Origin of the sequence: Pseudomonas sp. SL4(2022) (genome assembly GCF_026625725.1) — a bacterium.
Classification (GTDB): Bacteria; Pseudomonadota; Gammaproteobacteria; order Pseudomonadales; family Pseudomonadaceae; genus Aquipseudomonas.
Genome location: NZ_CP113060.1, coordinates 1915039 through 1930897, shown reverse-complemented (window position 1 = coordinate 1930897; position 15859 = coordinate 1915039). Strand labels below are relative to the sequence as shown.

Below are 15859 nucleotides of genomic sequence, written 5' to 3'. Positions count from 1 at the left end.
ACCGTCGCCGGCAGCGCATTTTTACGAGTCTGCTGTTTATACTTGGGCAAAGCCGCCTCTGCCGGATACCGCCATGACTGAACTTGCCCTTGCTCCCGACACCGCCACGCAACCACCTGCGGTGATTATGCAATTGCTGGAAAAACTGGGTCTGGCCTGCCAAATCCGGTATGAACAACCTGGCCTGCCCAGCGCCCAGCGCTTGCAGGCAGTGCTGCTTGATGACGCTGTTGGCGCGCTGCTGGTGCTCTATCCGCAAAACCAGCTGCTTGATCTCAATCGCCTGACCGAACTGACCGGCCGCCAGCTGACAGCGGTTAAGCCAGAGCGCCTGGAGCGCATGCTGGGTAAGCATGACCTGAAGGTTCTGCCTGGGCTGCCGCCGCTAACCAGCTCGCCCTGTCTGTATGACGAACGCCTGCTGCAGGTGCCGAGTCTGTTTATCGAGTCTGGCCAGCCGGGTGTCTTGCTGGAGCTGACCATCGATGCGTTCAAAAGCTTATTGAGCAAGGCCAGTGCTGCACGCTTTGGTGAACCGCTGAGCAATATCCGCCTGAACCTTGACCGCCCGGATGACGACCGCGCCGAAATCACCCAAGCGGTGCATGCCTTTACCGCCCGGCGCATCCAGCAGCGCCTGGAAGAAACCATCGAAATCCCGCCATTGCCAGAAACAGCACAGAAGATCATCAAGCTGCGGGTTGACCCAGACGCCACGGTAGACGACATCACCGGCGTGGTGGAAACTGACCCGGCACTCGCCGCGCAGGTGGTCAGCTGGGCGGCCTCGCCCTACTACGCCGCCCCCGGCAAGATCCGTTCAGTGGAAGATGCCATTGTTCGGGTACTGGGTTTTGATCTGGTAATCAACCTGGCCCTTGGCCTAGCCTTGGGCAAAACCCTGAGCTTGCCCAAAGACCAGCCGCAACACGCCACGCCTTACTGGCAACAGGCGATCTACAGCGCCGCCGTGATCGAAGGTCTGACCCGTGCTATCCCACGCGCGCAGCGCCCTGAAGCCGGCCTGACCTACCTGGCTGGCCTGCTGCACAACTTCGGCTATCTGGTGCTGGCGCACGTCTTTCCGCCGCATTTCTCGCTGATCTGCCGACACCTGGAGGTCAATCCGCACCTGCCTTCCAGCTATATCGAACAGCATTTGCTCGGCATCAGCCGCGAGCAGATTGGCGCCTGGCTGATGCGTTACTGGGATATGCCGGAAGAACTGGCCAGCGCCCTGCGCTTCCAGCACGACCCGGAATACACCGGTGCGCACGCGGTCTACCCGAACCTGGTGTGCCTGTCGGTCAGCCTGTTACGCAACCGCGGCATTGGTGCCGGACCACAGAGTGACATTCCACAGAGCCTGTTCGACAACCTTGGCATCAGCCGCGAAAAAGCCGAGGAAGCGGTGAGCAAGGTGCTGGCCGCCGAGGTTGCCCTGCGCGAACTGGCCGCGCAATTCCATCCGCCACACTAAAGCTGCTGATAACGATAAGGGGCCTAAAGGCCCCTTATCGTTTCAGTCGAATGATTACTTCTTAAGTTGCGCACGTCGTGCGGCGAACAACTCGGGCAGAATCTGTACGCTGCTGTCGAGCAGTTGAGCAACGGCTGGCTGCTCATACAGCGCGGCATATTCCGCCAGTTTTTCGCTGGGCATCTGCCGGTAGGCATAAAGCATAAAAGACTCGACCGCTTGGGCGCTGGAGGTACGCAACGCATCCTCCTGAGCCTTGGTCTGAGTACCAAGGGCTTGCTCGTCAATGCTTTCACCACGGCCCTGCAAGGCCAGAAACGCCTGAGTCTTGCCGACTTCATAGCGCAACAGGGTGGCCAGGGTGGTGGTGTGTGCGGCGGCATCCAGGCGCCGCACCAGTGCCAGACGCTCCTCACGCGGCGGCCGCGCGCCCAGTTGTTTACGATAGGCTGCCAGATCCTCTGCCCCATTCTCTCCCACAGAGCGCTCGGCAGCGGTAAAGTCTTTTGCCAGTGGACTTTCCAACAGGCTCCTGGCCTGTTCCAGCTGAGCTTGATCGAGCTTGCCAGTCAATTTCTTGGCCAAGTCGAGACACAGAGCATCGGCGGCAAACACCTTGGCCAACTGCGCTTGCTGTTTATCGCTAAGACCACGCTGCAACAGCGGCGCGCTCTGCTCGCACAGCAGACGGATACCGGCCAGCTCGAATAACGGCGCAAAGGCTTCGGCTTTGGGGGGCGCGGCATGGGCAAGGGAGGTAAAAAACAGCAGGGCACTCAGCAGCAAACGCATGGGCAAACTCTCACTAGGGCTATGTCCAGCCTAGCGAATGCAGTGCGCGCAGGCCAGCCCTGGCACGCACTGCTGAGTATCAGGCGGCTTTTTTGCTGGCGTCTTTCTTTTTCGGCATCAGGTATTTGGTCAGGCCCTGGAACCAGATCACCAACGCCGGGTTACCTTGGATCTGGATGTCCTTGTTCTGAATGCCCTGCATAAACGCCAACTGCTTGTTTTTCGCACTCATGGTGGCGAAGCCGTAGGCAGCATCCTTGAAGCCAAGGGCGAAGGCAGGCTCAGTAGCCGGGCCACGCTTGCTGGTGATGCGCTGGTCTTTGACGATGAAATGGCGGGCGACTTTGCCATCCAGGGTATGCAGCTGGAAGGCCATATCGCGGTCGACTAATTGCTGTTGGAACGCCGGGTTTTCGCGACTGGCCTTGGCCATCAGACGGCCCAGCATCCAAAGAAGAAAACGGAATTTCATGCGCGAGGCCTCGCAAAGGGTAGGGAAAAGGCGGCGCATTGTAGCGGTTTGCGACGGGGACTACATCCGGCTGAAAGAAGGGCATGAACATGCTCGCCGGGGTGGTGCAGCCCGGGGCCAAAAGCCCCAGGCCTGAGGACTCAGTTGACCGCGTCTTTCAGGGATTTACCCGGTTTGAAGGCGACGGTGTTGCTGGCCTTGATCTTTACTGGCTCACCGGTTTGCGGGTTTTTACCGGTGCGAGCACCGCGGTGGCGTTGCACGAAAGTACCGAAGCCCACCAGGGTAACGCTGTCCTTGCGGTTCAGGGCGCTGGTGATTTCTTCGAGTACCGCGTTAAGTACACGGTTTGCCTGATCTTTAGTCAGATCCGCCTTATCGGCGATAGCGGCGGCGAGTTCCGGTTTACGCATAAATGCCTCTTTACGGTTTTTTGTTGTTGTGTCCGGGCTGCTCTGCGCGAGCAGATACCAAGGCGCCGCAACAGCTCTAGGCTGCGGCAGACTAAGGGAGAATGGCATGCCGATAGGTCCCGCGCCAGTCTTGTCCGACAGTTAAACCAGGCAAAAATACGGTAAATCCGACAGAACGACCGCCAATCAAGCCAAAAGCACGGGCAACAGCTTATTCAGGGCCAATTTATCCTGCACGGCCGTACCGGTGAGCGCATAACCGAGCAGCGCGCCGCTGCTGTCATGGCACAGCGCCTTGATGTCAGCGCCACTGCCCTCAACGCTCCACTCGCCTTGCAGGCCGCGCGGTGGCGGTGATACCACCAGCGGACAGACCGGGGTTTTTACCGTCACCGGCATCGGCCCGTAGCTGACTGCCGTGGGGGTACCGGCCAGGGTTTGCGCCAGTGCACGGGCGCTGGTCATCAGCGGCATAACGTAGAGCAGGTTGATGCCATCGACCTCGGCGCAATCACCCAGGGCGTAGATATTGGCGTGCGAGGTGCGCAGCTGGCGGTCGACCACCACCCCGCGATTGACCGCCAGCCCGGCAGCCGCCGCCAGCTCAATACGCGGACGCAAGCCCACAGCCGAAAGCACCAGATCGCACTCAATCAGCGTGCCGTCGGACAGGTGCGCTTGCAGTGCATCGCCGTTGTGATTAAGGCTGGCCAGCACCGGACCGAGGTGAAAGCGCGCACCCAGCCCTTCCAGACCGCCTTGAACCGCGGCAGCGGCCGCTGGGTGCAGCAGGCCGGGCATCACCTGCTCGCAGGGTGCGACCAGCTCGACCTGATAACCGCCCAGACTCAGGTCATTGGCAAACTCACAACCGATCAGCCCAGCGCCCAGCAGCAGAACGCGTTGCTTGCCTGCAGCGGCACGGCGAAACCGCGCGTAATCCTCCAGATCATTGATCGAGAAGATCGCATTGTCGGCATCACCTTCGACGGGTACGCGAATCACCTCGGCCCCCCAGGCCAGCACCAGATCGCGGTACGGCACAGCCTCTTCACCGATCCACAGCTGCCTGTGGCCGGGATCGATGCCGCTAATGCGGGTATGGGTGCGAATTTCCGCCTTGAGCTGTTCAGCCATGGCACCCGGCTCAGCCATGCTCAGACCATCAGCGTCCTTGTTCTTGGCAAACCCGGTGGACAGCATCGGCTTGGAGTACGAGCGACCGTCGTCAGCGGTAATCAGCAGCAGCGGAGTCTCGCTGTCCAGCTTGCGAAATTCACGGGCCAGGTTGTAGCCGGCCAGGCCGGTGCCGACGATGACGACAGGTGCACTCATGTTGCATTCCTCACACAGGCCGCGCACTGCGGCGGCCACAATAGATTTCAGGGCTGACGCGGCTCAGACGATCTCGATCATCTCGAAATCCAGCTTGCCGACGCCGCAATCGGGGCACAGCCAATCGGCGGGAACATCTTCCCAGGCAGTGCCGGGGGCGATGCCTTCCTCGGGCAGGCCGAGGGCTTCGTCATAGATAAAACCGCACACCACACACTGCCACTTACGCATAACCACCTCGCCGCTTAATTCAGCTTGTTCGGGGTATTCAGTATGGGCTCACTAAACAAAACGGCGACCCGCAGGTCGCCGCTTGCCAAAGCGTGGACTCAACCGATTTCGATCATTTCGAAATCCAGCTTACCCACGCCACAGTCAGGGCACAGCCAGTCTTCCGGAACATCCTGCCACGCCGTACCGGCGGCGATGCCCTCATCAGGCCAGCCCTGGCTTTCGTCGTAAATCAGTCCACAGACTACACATTGCCACTTCTTCATAACTACCTCTGGCGGATCACACGGCTATTGCGCCGGGGAAACTACCGTATATGCGCAGGTGCGCCAAGCCGCCGGGCGATGAATAGCGTGCCCATAGCGCCAACCAAAGTCGGGTTGTGCTCGCCTGCTGCGGATGCGCTGCACCTGCTTGCCCCCAGGCGGCATGCTAGACTCGCGCGCCTTAGTTCAAGTGAAACCTGTTCGTGCCCCACGCCGCCCTTGCCCATCCGCCGCGCTGGCTGACTGCCAGCCAACTGCACCCCGCGCCCGCGCTGGCGGTGCGTGATTGGCTGTTCAACGAAGATTCGCTGACACGACGCCTGACGGCTCTTTCAGCCAATGGCTTCAGCGTAACCCCATTGCAGGAAGGCTGGCAGCGCCTGCGCAGCGATGAATGCAACGCGCTGGGCGTGGCCAACGGCAGCCAGGGCTGGGTGCGCGAGGTGTACCTGCGCGGCCACGGCCAGCCGTGGGTATTCGCCCGCAGCGTGGCGGCACGCAGCGCCCTGGAAGGCTCCGGCTTGGCGCTGGACCAACTCGGCAGTCGTTCGCTGGGTGAGTTGCTGTTCAGCGACCGCGCCTTTGATCGCGGTGAATTTCAGGTATGCCGCTACCCGGCGCAGTGGCTGCCAGCGGAAACCTGTAGCGAGCGCCTGTGGGCGCGGCGTTCATGCTTTAGCCGTGGCGCGTTGGGCGTGTTGGTGGCCGAGGTCTTCCTCCCCACGTTCTGGCAGGCCGCCGAGATCGACACGCCGTAGGGCGGATGGGTGAAGCATCATCCACCCTACCGACGTCCCTTCGCTATCCACTGCCGCCTTCCCCCGTATAATCAGTCGCACTTCGCATGGAGACGCGCTCGATGTATACCCGCCTGCTGCATTCACTCAACCGCCTGCATCCACGCGCCTGGGACTTTATCCAGCTAATGCGCCTGGACAAACCCATCGGCATCTACCTGCTGCTGTGGCCGACGTTGTGGGCGCTGTGGGTCGCGGCAGAAGGCGTGCCGAGCGTTAAGAACCTGCTGATCTTCGTGTTCGGGGTAATTCTGATGCGCGCCGCCGGCTGCGTGATCAACGACTACGCCGACCGCAACTTCGACGGCCACGTCAGCCGCACCAAGGCTCGGCCGCTGGCCAGTGGCAGGATCAAGCCGCGTGAGGCGCTGATCCTATTCGCCGCGCTGGTAGCGCTGAGCTTCGTCCTGGTGCTGTTTACCAACGCCACCACCATCTGGCTGTCCTTCGGCGGCCTGGCCCTGGCGGCCTGCTACCCCTTTATGAAGCGCTACACTTTCTACCCGCAGGTGGTGTTGGGCGCGGCATTCTCCTGGGGCATGCCGATGGCCTTTACCGCCGAAACCGGCAGCCTTCCGCCGGAAGCCTGGCTGCTGTATATCGCTAACCTGCTGTGGACCGTGGCCTACGACACCTACTACGCCATGGCCGACCGCGAGGACGATATGAAGATTGGGGTGAAGTCCACCGCCATTCTGTTCGGCGATGCCGACCGCCTGATCATCGTCATCCTCCAGGGCCTGGCACTGCTATGCCTGCTGCTGGCGGCGGCGCGCTTCGAGCTGGGCCTGTACTTCCATCTCGGCCTGCTGGCAGCCGCCGGCTGCTTTGCCTGGGAGTTTCACAAAACCCGCAACCGCAAGCCGATGGCCTGCTTCAACGCCTTTCTACACAACCATTGGGCCGGACTGGCAATCTTTATCGGCCTGGTGCTCGACTATGCCTTGCGCGCGTAGAAAGAAGCGCTGCCGCGCACCTGTCATATCGCTGCAATAATTCCGTTATCTAATGCAGCCCATTACAGCGAGATGACCCGAGGCTTGACCCATGGTTGGCAAGAACATCCTGATCGTCGATGACGAAGCACCGATCCGTGAAATGATCGCCGTGGCCCTGGAAATGGCCGGCTACGAGTGTCTGGAAGCGGAGAATACCCAGCAGGCACATGCCATCATCGTCGACCGAAAACCCGATCTGATCCTGCTCGACTGGATGCTCCCCGGCACCAGCGGCATCGAGCTGGCGCGCCGCCTCAAGCGCGATGAGCTGACCGGCGACATCCCGATCATCATGCTCACCGCCAAGGGCGAAGAGGACAACAAGATCCAGGGCCTGGAAGTCGGCGCCGACGACTACATCACCAAGCCGTTCTCGCCACGCGAACTGGTCGCTCGCCTCAAGGCCGTGCTGCGCCGCGCCGGCCCAACCGACAGTGAAGGCCCAATCGAAGTCGGCGGCCTGCTGCTTGACCCGGTCAGCCACCGCGTCACCATCGACGGCAAACCGGCCGAAATGGGCCCGACCGAATACCGCCTGCTGCAATTCTTCATGACCCACCAGGAGCGTGCCTACACCCGTGGCCAGTTGCTCGACCAGGTCTGGGGCGGCAACGTGTATGTCGAGGAGCGCACCGTCGATGTACATATCCGTCGCCTGCGTAAAGCCCTCGGCGAGGTTTACGAAAACCTGGTGCAAACCGTGCGTGGCACCGGCTATCGTTTTTCCACCAAGAGCTAATACGGTTAGGATGGCCCGCAGACCCAGCGTGGGTCTGCATAAAGGATTGATTGGCGGATGAGCTCGAATTGAATCAAGACTGGCGCGCCCCCCTGATACGTCGCTTGTTGCTACTGGTCGGTGTCTGCCTGCTGCTCGGGCTGATCACCGGCGAATATGCCTGGACTCTGCTTCTCGGCCTGGCGGGCTATCTCGGCTGGCATCTGCAACAACTGCTGCGCTTGCACAAATGGCTACGCACCCGCCAGGGTGACGAAGCGCCGCCCGATGGCTACGGCCTGTGGGGCGAAGTGTTTGACAACATCTACCACCTGCAGCGTCGCGACCAGAAAGTCCGTGGCCGTCTGCAGGCCGTGATCGACCGCGTGCAGGAGTCCACCGCTGCGCTGAAAGATGCGGTGATCATGCTTGATCGCGACGGCAACCTGGAATGGTGGAACATCGCGGCGGAAAAGCTGCTGGGCCTGAAAACCCCCCAGGACAGCGGCCAGCAGATCACCAATCTGGTACGCGATCCGCGCTTTATCGAGTACTTCGAAGGCCACAACTACAACGAGCCACTGGAGCTGCCCTCGCCGGTCAGCGACCGCCTGCGCCTGCAATTCCACATCACCCAGTACGGCAACCGCGAACACCTGATGCTGGTGCGCGACATTACCCGGCTGTTCCAGCTAGAGCAGATGCGCAAAGACTTCGTCGCCAACGTGTCCCACGAACTGCGCACGCCGTTGACGGTGATCAGCGGCTACCTGGAAACCCTGCTGGATAATGTTGAAGACGTAAATCCGCGCTGGCTGCGTGCCCTGCAACAAATGCAGCAGCAAGGCGGGCGCATGCAGAACCTGCTCAACGACCTGCTGTTGCTGGCCAAACTGGAAGCCACCGACTACCCCTCGGACAACCAGCCGGTGGCCGTCGATCTGCTCCTGCTGAGCATCAAGAACGATGCCCAGGCGCTGTCTGGCGAACGGCATCACCGCATCAGCCTAGAAGCGGACCCGCACCTCAAGCTCAAAGGCAGCGAGACGGAGCTGCGCAGCGCCTTCTCCAACCTGGTGTTCAACGCCGTGAAATACACCCCGGATGAAGGCGACATCAAGATTCGCTGGTGGGGCGACGAACAGGGTGCGCACCTCAGCGTGCAAGACAGCGGCCTGGGCATCGAAGCCAAGCACCTGCCGCGCCTGACCGAGCGTTTCTATCGGGTCGACTCCAGCCGCGCCAGCAACACCGGCGGCACCGGACTTGGCCTGGCCATCGTCAAGCATGTGCTGCTGCGCCACCGCGCGCGGCTGGATATCGTCAGCAGTCTGGGTAAAGGCAGCACCTTTACTTGCCACTTCCCCGATCAACAGGTTGTCAGACGCGGCCAGTAGCCGCGTTCTACTTGCAAAGCGGGCTGGCAAGCTCCACCCTTTAGCGGTCATTCACTACCCGAACCCCGTATGGACCCCTCCACGAGTTACGTCGCCAACAGCTATTTTGCCGATTTCGGCCTTGTCCTCTTCGCCCTGTTTCTGGTGCTGCTCAACGGCTTCTTCGTGGCCGCAGAGTTTGCCATCGTCAAACTGCGCGCCACCAAGGTGGATGCCCTGGCCGCCAAGAACGGCTGGCGCGGGCATATCCTGCGCACTGTTCACAACCAACTCGATGCCTACCTGTCAGCCTGTCAGCTGGGTATCACCCTGGCCTCGCTTGGCCTCGGCTGGGTCGGTGAGCCGGCCTTCGCCCACCTGCTGGAACCGCTGCTCGGGGCCATTGGCATCGAATCGCCAAAGCTGGTGCATGGCATCGCCTTCTTCACCGCATTTTTCATCATTTCCTACCTGCACATCGTGATCGGCGAGCTGGCGCCCAAGTCCTGGGCGATCCGCAAACCGGAACTGCTGTCGCTGTGGACGGCCGCGCCGCTGTACCTGTTCTACTGGGCCATGTACCCGGCGATCTTCCTGCTCAACGCCAGTGCCAATGCCATTCTGCGCATCGCCGGTCAGGGCGAGCCGGGGCCGCATCATGAGCACCACTACAGCCGCGACGAACTCAAGCTGATCCTCCACTCCAGCCGCGCCAGCGACCCCAGTGACCAGGACATGCGTGTACTGGCCTCAGCGGTGGAGCTGGGCGAATTGGAAGTGGTGGACTGGGCCAACTCCCGCGAGGACTTGGTGTCGCTACCGCTGACGGCGGCGCTGGATGAGGTGTTCAGCGTGTTCCGCCGGCACAAGTACAGCCGTTACCCGATCTATGACGACACCAGCGGCGAATACGTTGGCGTCTTGCATATCAAGGACCTGCTGCTGCACCTGTCTCTGCTGGAAATGCTGCCTTCGGCGCTGAAACTCGCCGAGCTGATGCACCCGATCGAACGGGTTGGCCGGCATATGCCGCTGTCCAGCCTGCTGGAACAATTCCGCATCGGCGGTTCGCACTTCGCCCTGGTAGAAGAAGCCGATGGCAAAGTGATCGGCTACCTGACCATGGAAGACGTGCTGGAAGCCCTGGTTGGCGATATTCAGGACGAACACCGCAAGGCCGAACGCGGCATCCTCGCCTATCAGCCAGGCAAACTGCTGGTACGCGGCGACACACCATTGGCCAAGGTCGAACGCCTGCTCGGCGTCGACCTCGATCACGTCGAAGCGGAAACCCTCGCCGGACTGATCTACGACACGCTCAAGCGCATGCCCGAGGAAGAAGAAGTACTGGAAGTCGACGGCCTGCGCATCATCGTGAAGAAGATGAAGGGCCCGAAAATCGTGCTGGCCAAGGTGCTGAAGCTGGATTGATGACCTCGCCTAGACCGCACCCGGTCTAGGTATTACTCGCCGCCCACCGCAAAATTCGGCAGGCTGTTAACCGGCTGAGAAAAATCAAAGGGTATCGACTCCAGTGCCAGGCCGACATTGCGTTGCACCACGAAGTGCAGGTGCGGACCCGTGCTATTACCGGTATTGCCGGAGCGCGCCAAAAAGGCGCCGGCGGCGACATGAGTACCTTCACTGACTGCCACCGAGCCTTGCATCAGGTGCAGGTAAACGCCCATGGTGCCGTCGTCATGCAGGATACGCACATAGTTACCAGATGGGTTATTGCCACGGCCGCTCTGCCGGTTCTCAGTTTTCACCACCACACCGCTGCGCGCTGCAACAATCGGCGTACCCTCCGGCATGGCAATGTCCACGGCATAGCGGCCCTTTGGGGTGAAGTGGCTGTATTTGCCGTTAGCCCCCTGGGTCAGCCGAAATGGACCGCCGCGCCACGGCAGCGGATAGTTCTGTTGCGTCGGTAGCAGGCGCGGATCACCCATGGCATAACGCAGTTTGGGGGTATAGCGCATGGGTTTACTGGCATCGCGCGCAGCCAGGGTCGCCAAACGGATATTGCTACGCGGCGGCAGTACCCAATTGATCGGTGTGTCGGGAACGCCGCTGACATTGTCCAGACCTTCCAGGCGCAACTCGACCTGCACCGGAGCGTGCAGGTCATTACGCACCAGAAGGGTCTCTCCTGCCTCGTGCTTCTTGGTCTCCAACTTCACCTGGTGGTCCAGGCGCTCAACCATACGGTCACGAAATACAAACACCTGGGCGCCGGCCGTCGCCTTATCGGTGTAGGTGACCACGCCGTTGGCATCGGTGTACTTGTAAATCGTCAACGCCATTGCCTGGCTGGCAAGAGTCAACACACTGCAGAAAAGTATCAGGCGCCCTAGCATAACGACTCGGATCTTGTGATGGGTCTGTCCGGAGCATTCAGATTAGCAGCCGATCAATGGCCATGCGAACCGGCACACAAGGGTTGTGAGCCATCTCGCAGGCCACTGCAGAATCAGCACTCACGCGCCTGGGCTGAAATGCTTCTGCGCCGTACCACGGGCAATCAGGCGGGAAATGTAATCGAGCTTCTGCGGATCGCGATCAACGAACTTGAACGTCAGCTGGAGCCATTCACTATCAGGCTTTGGCTCGAAAGCAGCAACGGCATGCAGATAGCCGTTGAGACGCGCCGTTTCTGCGGCGTCACCCTGCTCCAGGTCGAGTACGGCACTCTCCAGAACCTGCGGCAGTACATCCGTGCGTTTTACCACCAACAACGCTTCCTTGAGGCTCAGCGCCTTGATGACACACGCCATCGCCCCCCCGCCGGGCAGTCGCAGTTGCCCTTGCCCACGGCCAGTGGGTACTTTGCTGGAGGCCGCCTTGCTTGCCGGTTTGGCCGCAAATGCAGCAGCAGCTTTGACTTCAGGGGCTGCCGGCTTGACTACGTCAGCCTTGCCGCCTGTCAACGCCGACAAAGAGTCATTGGCAAAGCCACCGGTGCTCAGCATCTTTGGCGGCGCGCTGGCCATCAGCGCCTGCAATTTGCCTGCACGACTGAGGGCCTTTTTGACCTTGGTAATCAGCTGCTCGCTGGAAAAGGGCTTGCCGATAAAATCGGAAACGCCGGCCTGAATAGCCTGGACGACGTTTTCCTTGTCGCCGCGGCTGGTGACCATGATGAAGGGGGTAATCTTGTGGGTGTCATGCCCACGACACCAGGTAAGCAGCTCAAGGCCAGACATCTCTGGCATTTCCCAATCGCAAAGGATCAGGTCGACAGCCTGCTTGCCCAGCAACTGCTGGGCCTTGCGTCCATTGACCGCTTCTTCGATCTGGATGCCGGGGAAATGGTCACGCAAACCTTTTTTCACCAGATCTCGAATAAAGGTTGCGTCATCCACTACCAGCACACTGACTTTGCTCATCGACCACTCCCATTAACGTGGCCTTAAGCATAGTCACGGCTGCTGGGCAAAGGCCAACCGAATTACAACATATGTGTGCAAATACACGCAGGCTGCAGGCGGAGCAGCAGGATTCTCCGCCCGCCGCGGCTCAATTGCCCTTGCCGTTACCCTGCACTTCTTCCTGCATGCGGGTCAGACCAATGTGTTTCACATCGGTGCCGCGAACCAGGTAGATCACCAGTTCGGCGATGTTGCGGGCGTGGTCGCCGATGCGCTCCAGCGAACGCAGGGCCCAGATGATATTGAGAACACGCGCGATCGAGCGCGGATCTTCCATCATGTAGGTCACCAGCTCACGCAAGGCCGTCTTGTACTCACGGTCAACAGTCTTGTCATACTGCGCCACCGACAACGCCAGATCAGCATCGAAACGGGCGAACGCGTCCAGCGCCTCCTGCACCATCTTGCGCACCTGATCACCGATGTGGCGCACTTCCACATAGCCACGCGGCGCTTCGCCTTCTTCGCACAACAGGATGGCGCGCTTGGCGATCTTGGTGGCTTCGTCGCCGATTCGCTCGAGATCGATTACCGACTTGGAGATGCTGATGATCAAACGCAGGTCAGACGCGGCGGGCTGACGACGGGCGAGAATGCGTACGCACTCCTCGTCGATATTGCGTTCCATCTGGTTGATCTGGTCATCGATCTCACGCACTTGCTGAGCCAGACCGGAGTCGGCATCGATCAGCGCGGTGACGGCGTCGTTAACCTGCTTCTCGACCAGGCCGCCCATCGCCAGCAGGTGGCTGCGCACCTCCTCCAGCTCGACGTTGAATTGCTGGGAGATATGCTGGGTAAGGTTTTCTTTGTTGATCATATGCAAACCCTTGAATTAACCGGATACGTATCGACAGTAGATGGACTTTGTCAGAGCGTGTCGGGCAAGGAGGCGAAGCGCAGACAGTACGATGTGTACGGCAAGCTTCGCTAACGCCGCCCGGCGCGTTCTGGCGTGACCATCAACCGTAACGGCCGGTGATGTAGTCTTCTGTCTGCTTCTTCTCTGGGTTGGTGAACAGCGTATCGGTATCACCAAACTCGATCAGTTTGCCCATGTACATAAACGCCGTGTAGTCCGAAACCCGCGCCGCCTGCTGCATGTTGTGAGTCACGATGACGATGGTGTATTTGGATTTCAGTTCGTAGATCAGCTCTTCGACTTTCAGCGTGGAAATCGGGTCCAGCGCCGAGCAAGGTTCGTCGAGCAGCAGCACTTCCGGCTGTACAGCCACAGTGCGGGCGATCACCAGACGCTGTTGCTGACCACCGGACAGGCCGAGAGCCGACTCGTGCAGACGGTCTTTGACCTCATCCCACAGCGCCGCGCTTTTCAGTGCCCACTCCACGGCTTCATCGAGCACGCGCTTCTGGTTAATACCCTGGATGCGCAGGCCGTAAACCACGTTCTCGTAAATGCTCTTGGGGAACGGGTTGGGCTTCTGGAACACCATGCCGACGCGACGACGCAGCTCGGCCACGTCTTCGCCCTTGCGGTAGATGTTGTTGCCATCGAGGTTGATCTCGCCTTCGACGCGGCAACCGTCAACCAGATCATTCATCCGGTTGAAGGTGCGCAGCAGGGTCGACTTGCCGCAACCGGACGGGCCGATAAAGGCCGTCACCCGCTGATTGGGGATGGTCATTTTGACATCGAACAATGCCTGTTTTTCGCCGTAGTACAGGTTCAGACCTGGCACGTCGATGGCAACGCGCTCCTTGCTCATGTCCAGACCTTGGCGATCACGGCCCAGGGCCGCCATGTCGATACCGTGTGTATGTGTTTCGTGCTGCATGGGATGCTCCCTACGCTAACAATTCGTCTATGCCGCCCAGCCATGGGCTGGGCGGCGTAAAAATCAGTGATCCAGCGCCTTGTACTTCTCGCGCAGGTGGTTACGCAGGTACACCGCACTCAAGTTGAGCAACGCGATAACCAGCACCAGCAGCAACGCAGTGGCATACACCAGCGGTCGCGCAGCTTCGACGTTGGGGCTCTGGAAGCCGACGTCATAGATATGGAAGCCCAGGTGCATGATCTTCTGATCGAGGTGCAAATACGGGTAGTTGCCATCCACCGGCAGACTCGGGGCCAGCTTGACCACGCCTACCAGCATCAGAGGCGCCACTTCGCCAGCGGCACGCGCCACAGCGAGGATCAGCCCGGTCATCATGGCCGGGCTGGCCATTGGCAGCACAACGCGCCAGAGGGTTTCCACCTTGGTTGCACCGAGTGCCAGGGAGCCTTCGCGCACGGCCCGTGGAATGCGCGCCAACCCTTCTTCAGTGGCCACGATCACCACCGGAACCGCAAGAATCGCCAGAGTCAGCGAGGCCCAGAGCAGGCCCGGCGTACCGAAGGTCGGTGCTGGCGCCGCTTCCGGGAAAAACAGGCTGTCGATCGAACCACCCAACACATAGACGAAGAAGCCCAGGCCGAATACGCCGTAGACGATCGCCGGTACACCTGCCAGGTTGTTCACCGCGATGCGGATCACCCGGGTCAGCGGGCCCTGCTTGGCATACTCACGCAGGTAGATGGCCGCCACCACACCAAACGGGGTGACGATCACGGCCATGATCAGGGTCATCATCACGGTGCCGAAGATTGCCGGGAAAATGCCGCCTTCGGTATTGGCCTCACGTGGATCATCACTGACGAATTCCCACAGCTTGGCAAAGTAGAAACTGACCTTGTCGCCCAGACCCATAGCGTTAGGCTGGAAGGCCCGCACCACTTTACCGAGGGTGATGGTAATTTCGCGGCCATCAACACTCTTCAGCGTGACGCTGTCACGGTTGAACGCCTGGTTGAGAGCGATCAGCTCGGTTTCCAACACCTTGTACTCGGCATCCCACTGGGCACGCTCGGCGTCCAGCTCAGCCTGGGCCACGGCATCCAGCTTGCCCTGCAGCTCCAGTTTGCGGGTTTGCAGGCGAATGCGCTCAAGGCCGGCGTTGATTCGACCAATGTCCTTCTTCTCCAGGCTCACCAGCTGCGCGTGCAGCTGTTCAACACGAACCAGGCGCTCCTGCAGGGCAGCCCAGCTGGCATCACCTTCGGCAACCAGTTCGCCGTTTTCCTTGACGTTGACCAGGTAGCCGTAGAAGTTGCCCCATTCACGACGCTCGAAGGCGGTGAGGTTTTCCGGAGTGCGCGGATTGCTCAGCCACTCGCCCACCACCCAGGTGAAGTCCGCGCCATACAGGTCGCGGTTGCCCACTTTGAACAGTTCGCGGGTCATGAACTCACCACCTTCGCTGTCCACCGGCAGGCCGGAGGCTGCCAGGCGCGCACGCGGTACTTCTTCGACCTGAGTGATCTCGCCGGCCATCACGCGGGATTCCTGACCGGGAATCCGGTAGTCAGCCTCAACGATATCAGCCGGCCAGAAGTGGCCAAGACCACGCACGGCAATCACCATCAGCAGGCCCAGGGTCATGATCACGGAGATCGATACCGCGCCGGCGTTCATCCAGATCCACGGCGTACCGCTCTTGAACCAGGTTTTCAGGTTGTTCTGTTTCACGGACATATACCTTCCCAAGC

17 protein-coding genes are annotated in these 15859 nt (G+C 60.4%); 6 read left to right on the top strand and 11 right to left on the bottom strand.

Annotation, left to right across the window (positions count from 1 at the left end; all coding sequences use genetic code 11):
• Positions 1-73 precede the first annotated feature (73 nt).
• A complete protein-coding gene (locus OU997_RS09250) occupies positions 74-1480 on the top strand; it encodes an aminoacyl-tRNA deacylase and HDOD domain-containing protein (RefSeq protein ID WP_267809719.1) in 1407 nt (468 codons plus the stop codon).
• 54 nt (positions 1481-1534) lie between these two features.
• Here OU997_RS09250 and OU997_RS09245 read toward each other — a convergent pair whose 3' ends face one another.
• The 6 genes from OU997_RS09245 to OU997_RS09220 form a co-directional block, all read right to left on the bottom strand.
• Entirely contained in the window at positions 1535-2272 is a 738-nt protein-coding gene (locus tag OU997_RS09245) for a hypothetical protein (RefSeq protein ID WP_267809718.1), read from the bottom strand.
• Between the two features lie 79 nt (positions 2273-2351).
• Positions 2352-2744 (bottom strand): helicase, encoded by a 393-nt coding sequence (locus OU997_RS09240; protein WP_108489152.1) that lies wholly within the window; start codon positions 2742-2744, stop codon positions 2352-2354.
• 140 nt (positions 2745-2884) lie between these two features.
• Positions 2885-3157 carry an HU family DNA-binding protein gene (locus OU997_RS09235; RefSeq protein WP_108489153.1) on the bottom strand — a complete coding sequence of 91 codons (273 nt, stop codon included), beginning with the start codon at positions 3155-3157 and terminating at the stop codon, positions 2885-2887.
• Between the two features lie 186 nt (positions 3158-3343).
• Positions 3344-4492 (bottom strand): NAD(P)/FAD-dependent oxidoreductase, encoded by a 1149-nt coding sequence (locus OU997_RS09230; protein ID WP_108489154.1) that lies wholly within the window; start codon positions 4490-4492, stop codon positions 3344-3346.
• A gap of 63 nt (positions 4493-4555) precedes the next feature.
• Positions 4556-4723, bottom strand: a complete 168-nt coding sequence (locus tag OU997_RS09225; protein ID WP_108489155.1) for a rubredoxin — start codon at positions 4721-4723, stop codon at positions 4556-4558.
• Positions 4724-4821: 98 nt separating this feature from the next.
• Positions 4822-4989 (bottom strand): rubredoxin, encoded by a 168-nt coding sequence (locus OU997_RS09220; RefSeq protein WP_108489156.1) that lies wholly within the window; start codon positions 4987-4989, stop codon positions 4822-4824.
• Between the two features lie 203 nt (positions 4990-5192).
• On the opposite strand from OU997_RS09220, the gene OU997_RS09215 reads away from it, so the two are divergent.
• The 5 genes from OU997_RS09215 (at position 5193) to OU997_RS09195 (ending at position 10309) form a co-directional block, all read left to right on the top strand.
• Positions 5193-5747 (top strand): chorismate--pyruvate lyase family protein, encoded by a 555-nt coding sequence (locus tag OU997_RS09215; protein WP_267809717.1) that lies wholly within the window; start codon positions 5193-5195, stop codon positions 5745-5747.
• A gap of 101 nt (positions 5748-5848) precedes the next feature.
• Positions 5849-6742, top strand: a complete 894-nt coding sequence (gene ubiA / locus OU997_RS09210; RefSeq protein ID WP_108489158.1) for a 4-hydroxybenzoate octaprenyltransferase — start codon at positions 5849-5851, stop codon at positions 6740-6742.
• A gap of 91 nt (positions 6743-6833) precedes the next feature.
• Entirely contained in the window at positions 6834-7523 is a 690-nt protein-coding gene (gene phoB / locus OU997_RS09205) for a phosphate regulon transcriptional regulator PhoB (RefSeq protein WP_090379663.1), read from the top strand.
• 68 nt (positions 7524-7591) lie between these two features.
• Positions 7592-8899 carry a phosphate regulon sensor histidine kinase PhoR gene (gene phoR / locus OU997_RS09200; protein WP_108489175.1) on the top strand — a complete coding sequence of 436 codons (1308 nt, stop codon included), beginning with the start codon at positions 7592-7594 and terminating at the stop codon, positions 8897-8899.
• 69 nt (positions 8900-8968) lie between these two features.
• Positions 8969-10309, top strand: coding sequence for a hemolysin family protein (locus OU997_RS09195; RefSeq protein WP_108489159.1), 1341 nt, complete (start codon positions 8969-8971; stop codon positions 10307-10309).
• 32 nt (positions 10310-10341) lie between these two features.
• On the opposite strand, the gene OU997_RS09190 is transcribed toward OU997_RS09195, so the two are convergent.
• The 5 genes from OU997_RS09190 to pstA all read right to left on the bottom strand — a co-directional run bounded on the left by OU997_RS09190 (position 10342) and on the right by pstA (position 15845).
• On the bottom strand, positions 10342-11238 hold the full coding sequence (locus OU997_RS09190; RefSeq protein ID WP_108489160.1) for a peptidoglycan DD-metalloendopeptidase family protein: 897 nt from the start codon (positions 11236-11238) through the stop codon (positions 10342-10344).
• A gap of 120 nt (positions 11239-11358) precedes the next feature.
• A complete protein-coding gene (locus OU997_RS09185) occupies positions 11359-12267 on the bottom strand; it encodes a response regulator (RefSeq protein ID WP_108489161.1) in 909 nt (302 codons plus the stop codon).
• A gap of 130 nt (positions 12268-12397) precedes the next feature.
• Positions 12398-13129, bottom strand: coding sequence for a phosphate signaling complex protein PhoU (gene phoU / locus OU997_RS09180; protein ID WP_108489162.1), 732 nt, complete (start codon positions 13127-13129; stop codon positions 12398-12400).
• Positions 13130-13271: 142 nt separating this feature from the next.
• Positions 13272-14105, bottom strand: a complete 834-nt coding sequence (gene pstB / locus OU997_RS09175; protein ID WP_108489163.1) for a phosphate ABC transporter ATP-binding protein PstB — start codon at positions 14103-14105, stop codon at positions 13272-13274.
• Positions 14106-14168: 63 nt separating this feature from the next.
• The gene (gene pstA / locus OU997_RS09170; RefSeq protein WP_177479895.1) at positions 14169-15845 is read right to left on the bottom strand and encodes a phosphate ABC transporter permease PstA; all 1677 of its coding nucleotides are present in this window, start codon (positions 15843-15845) and stop codon (positions 14169-14171) included.
• Positions 15846-15859: the final 14 nt, after the last annotated feature.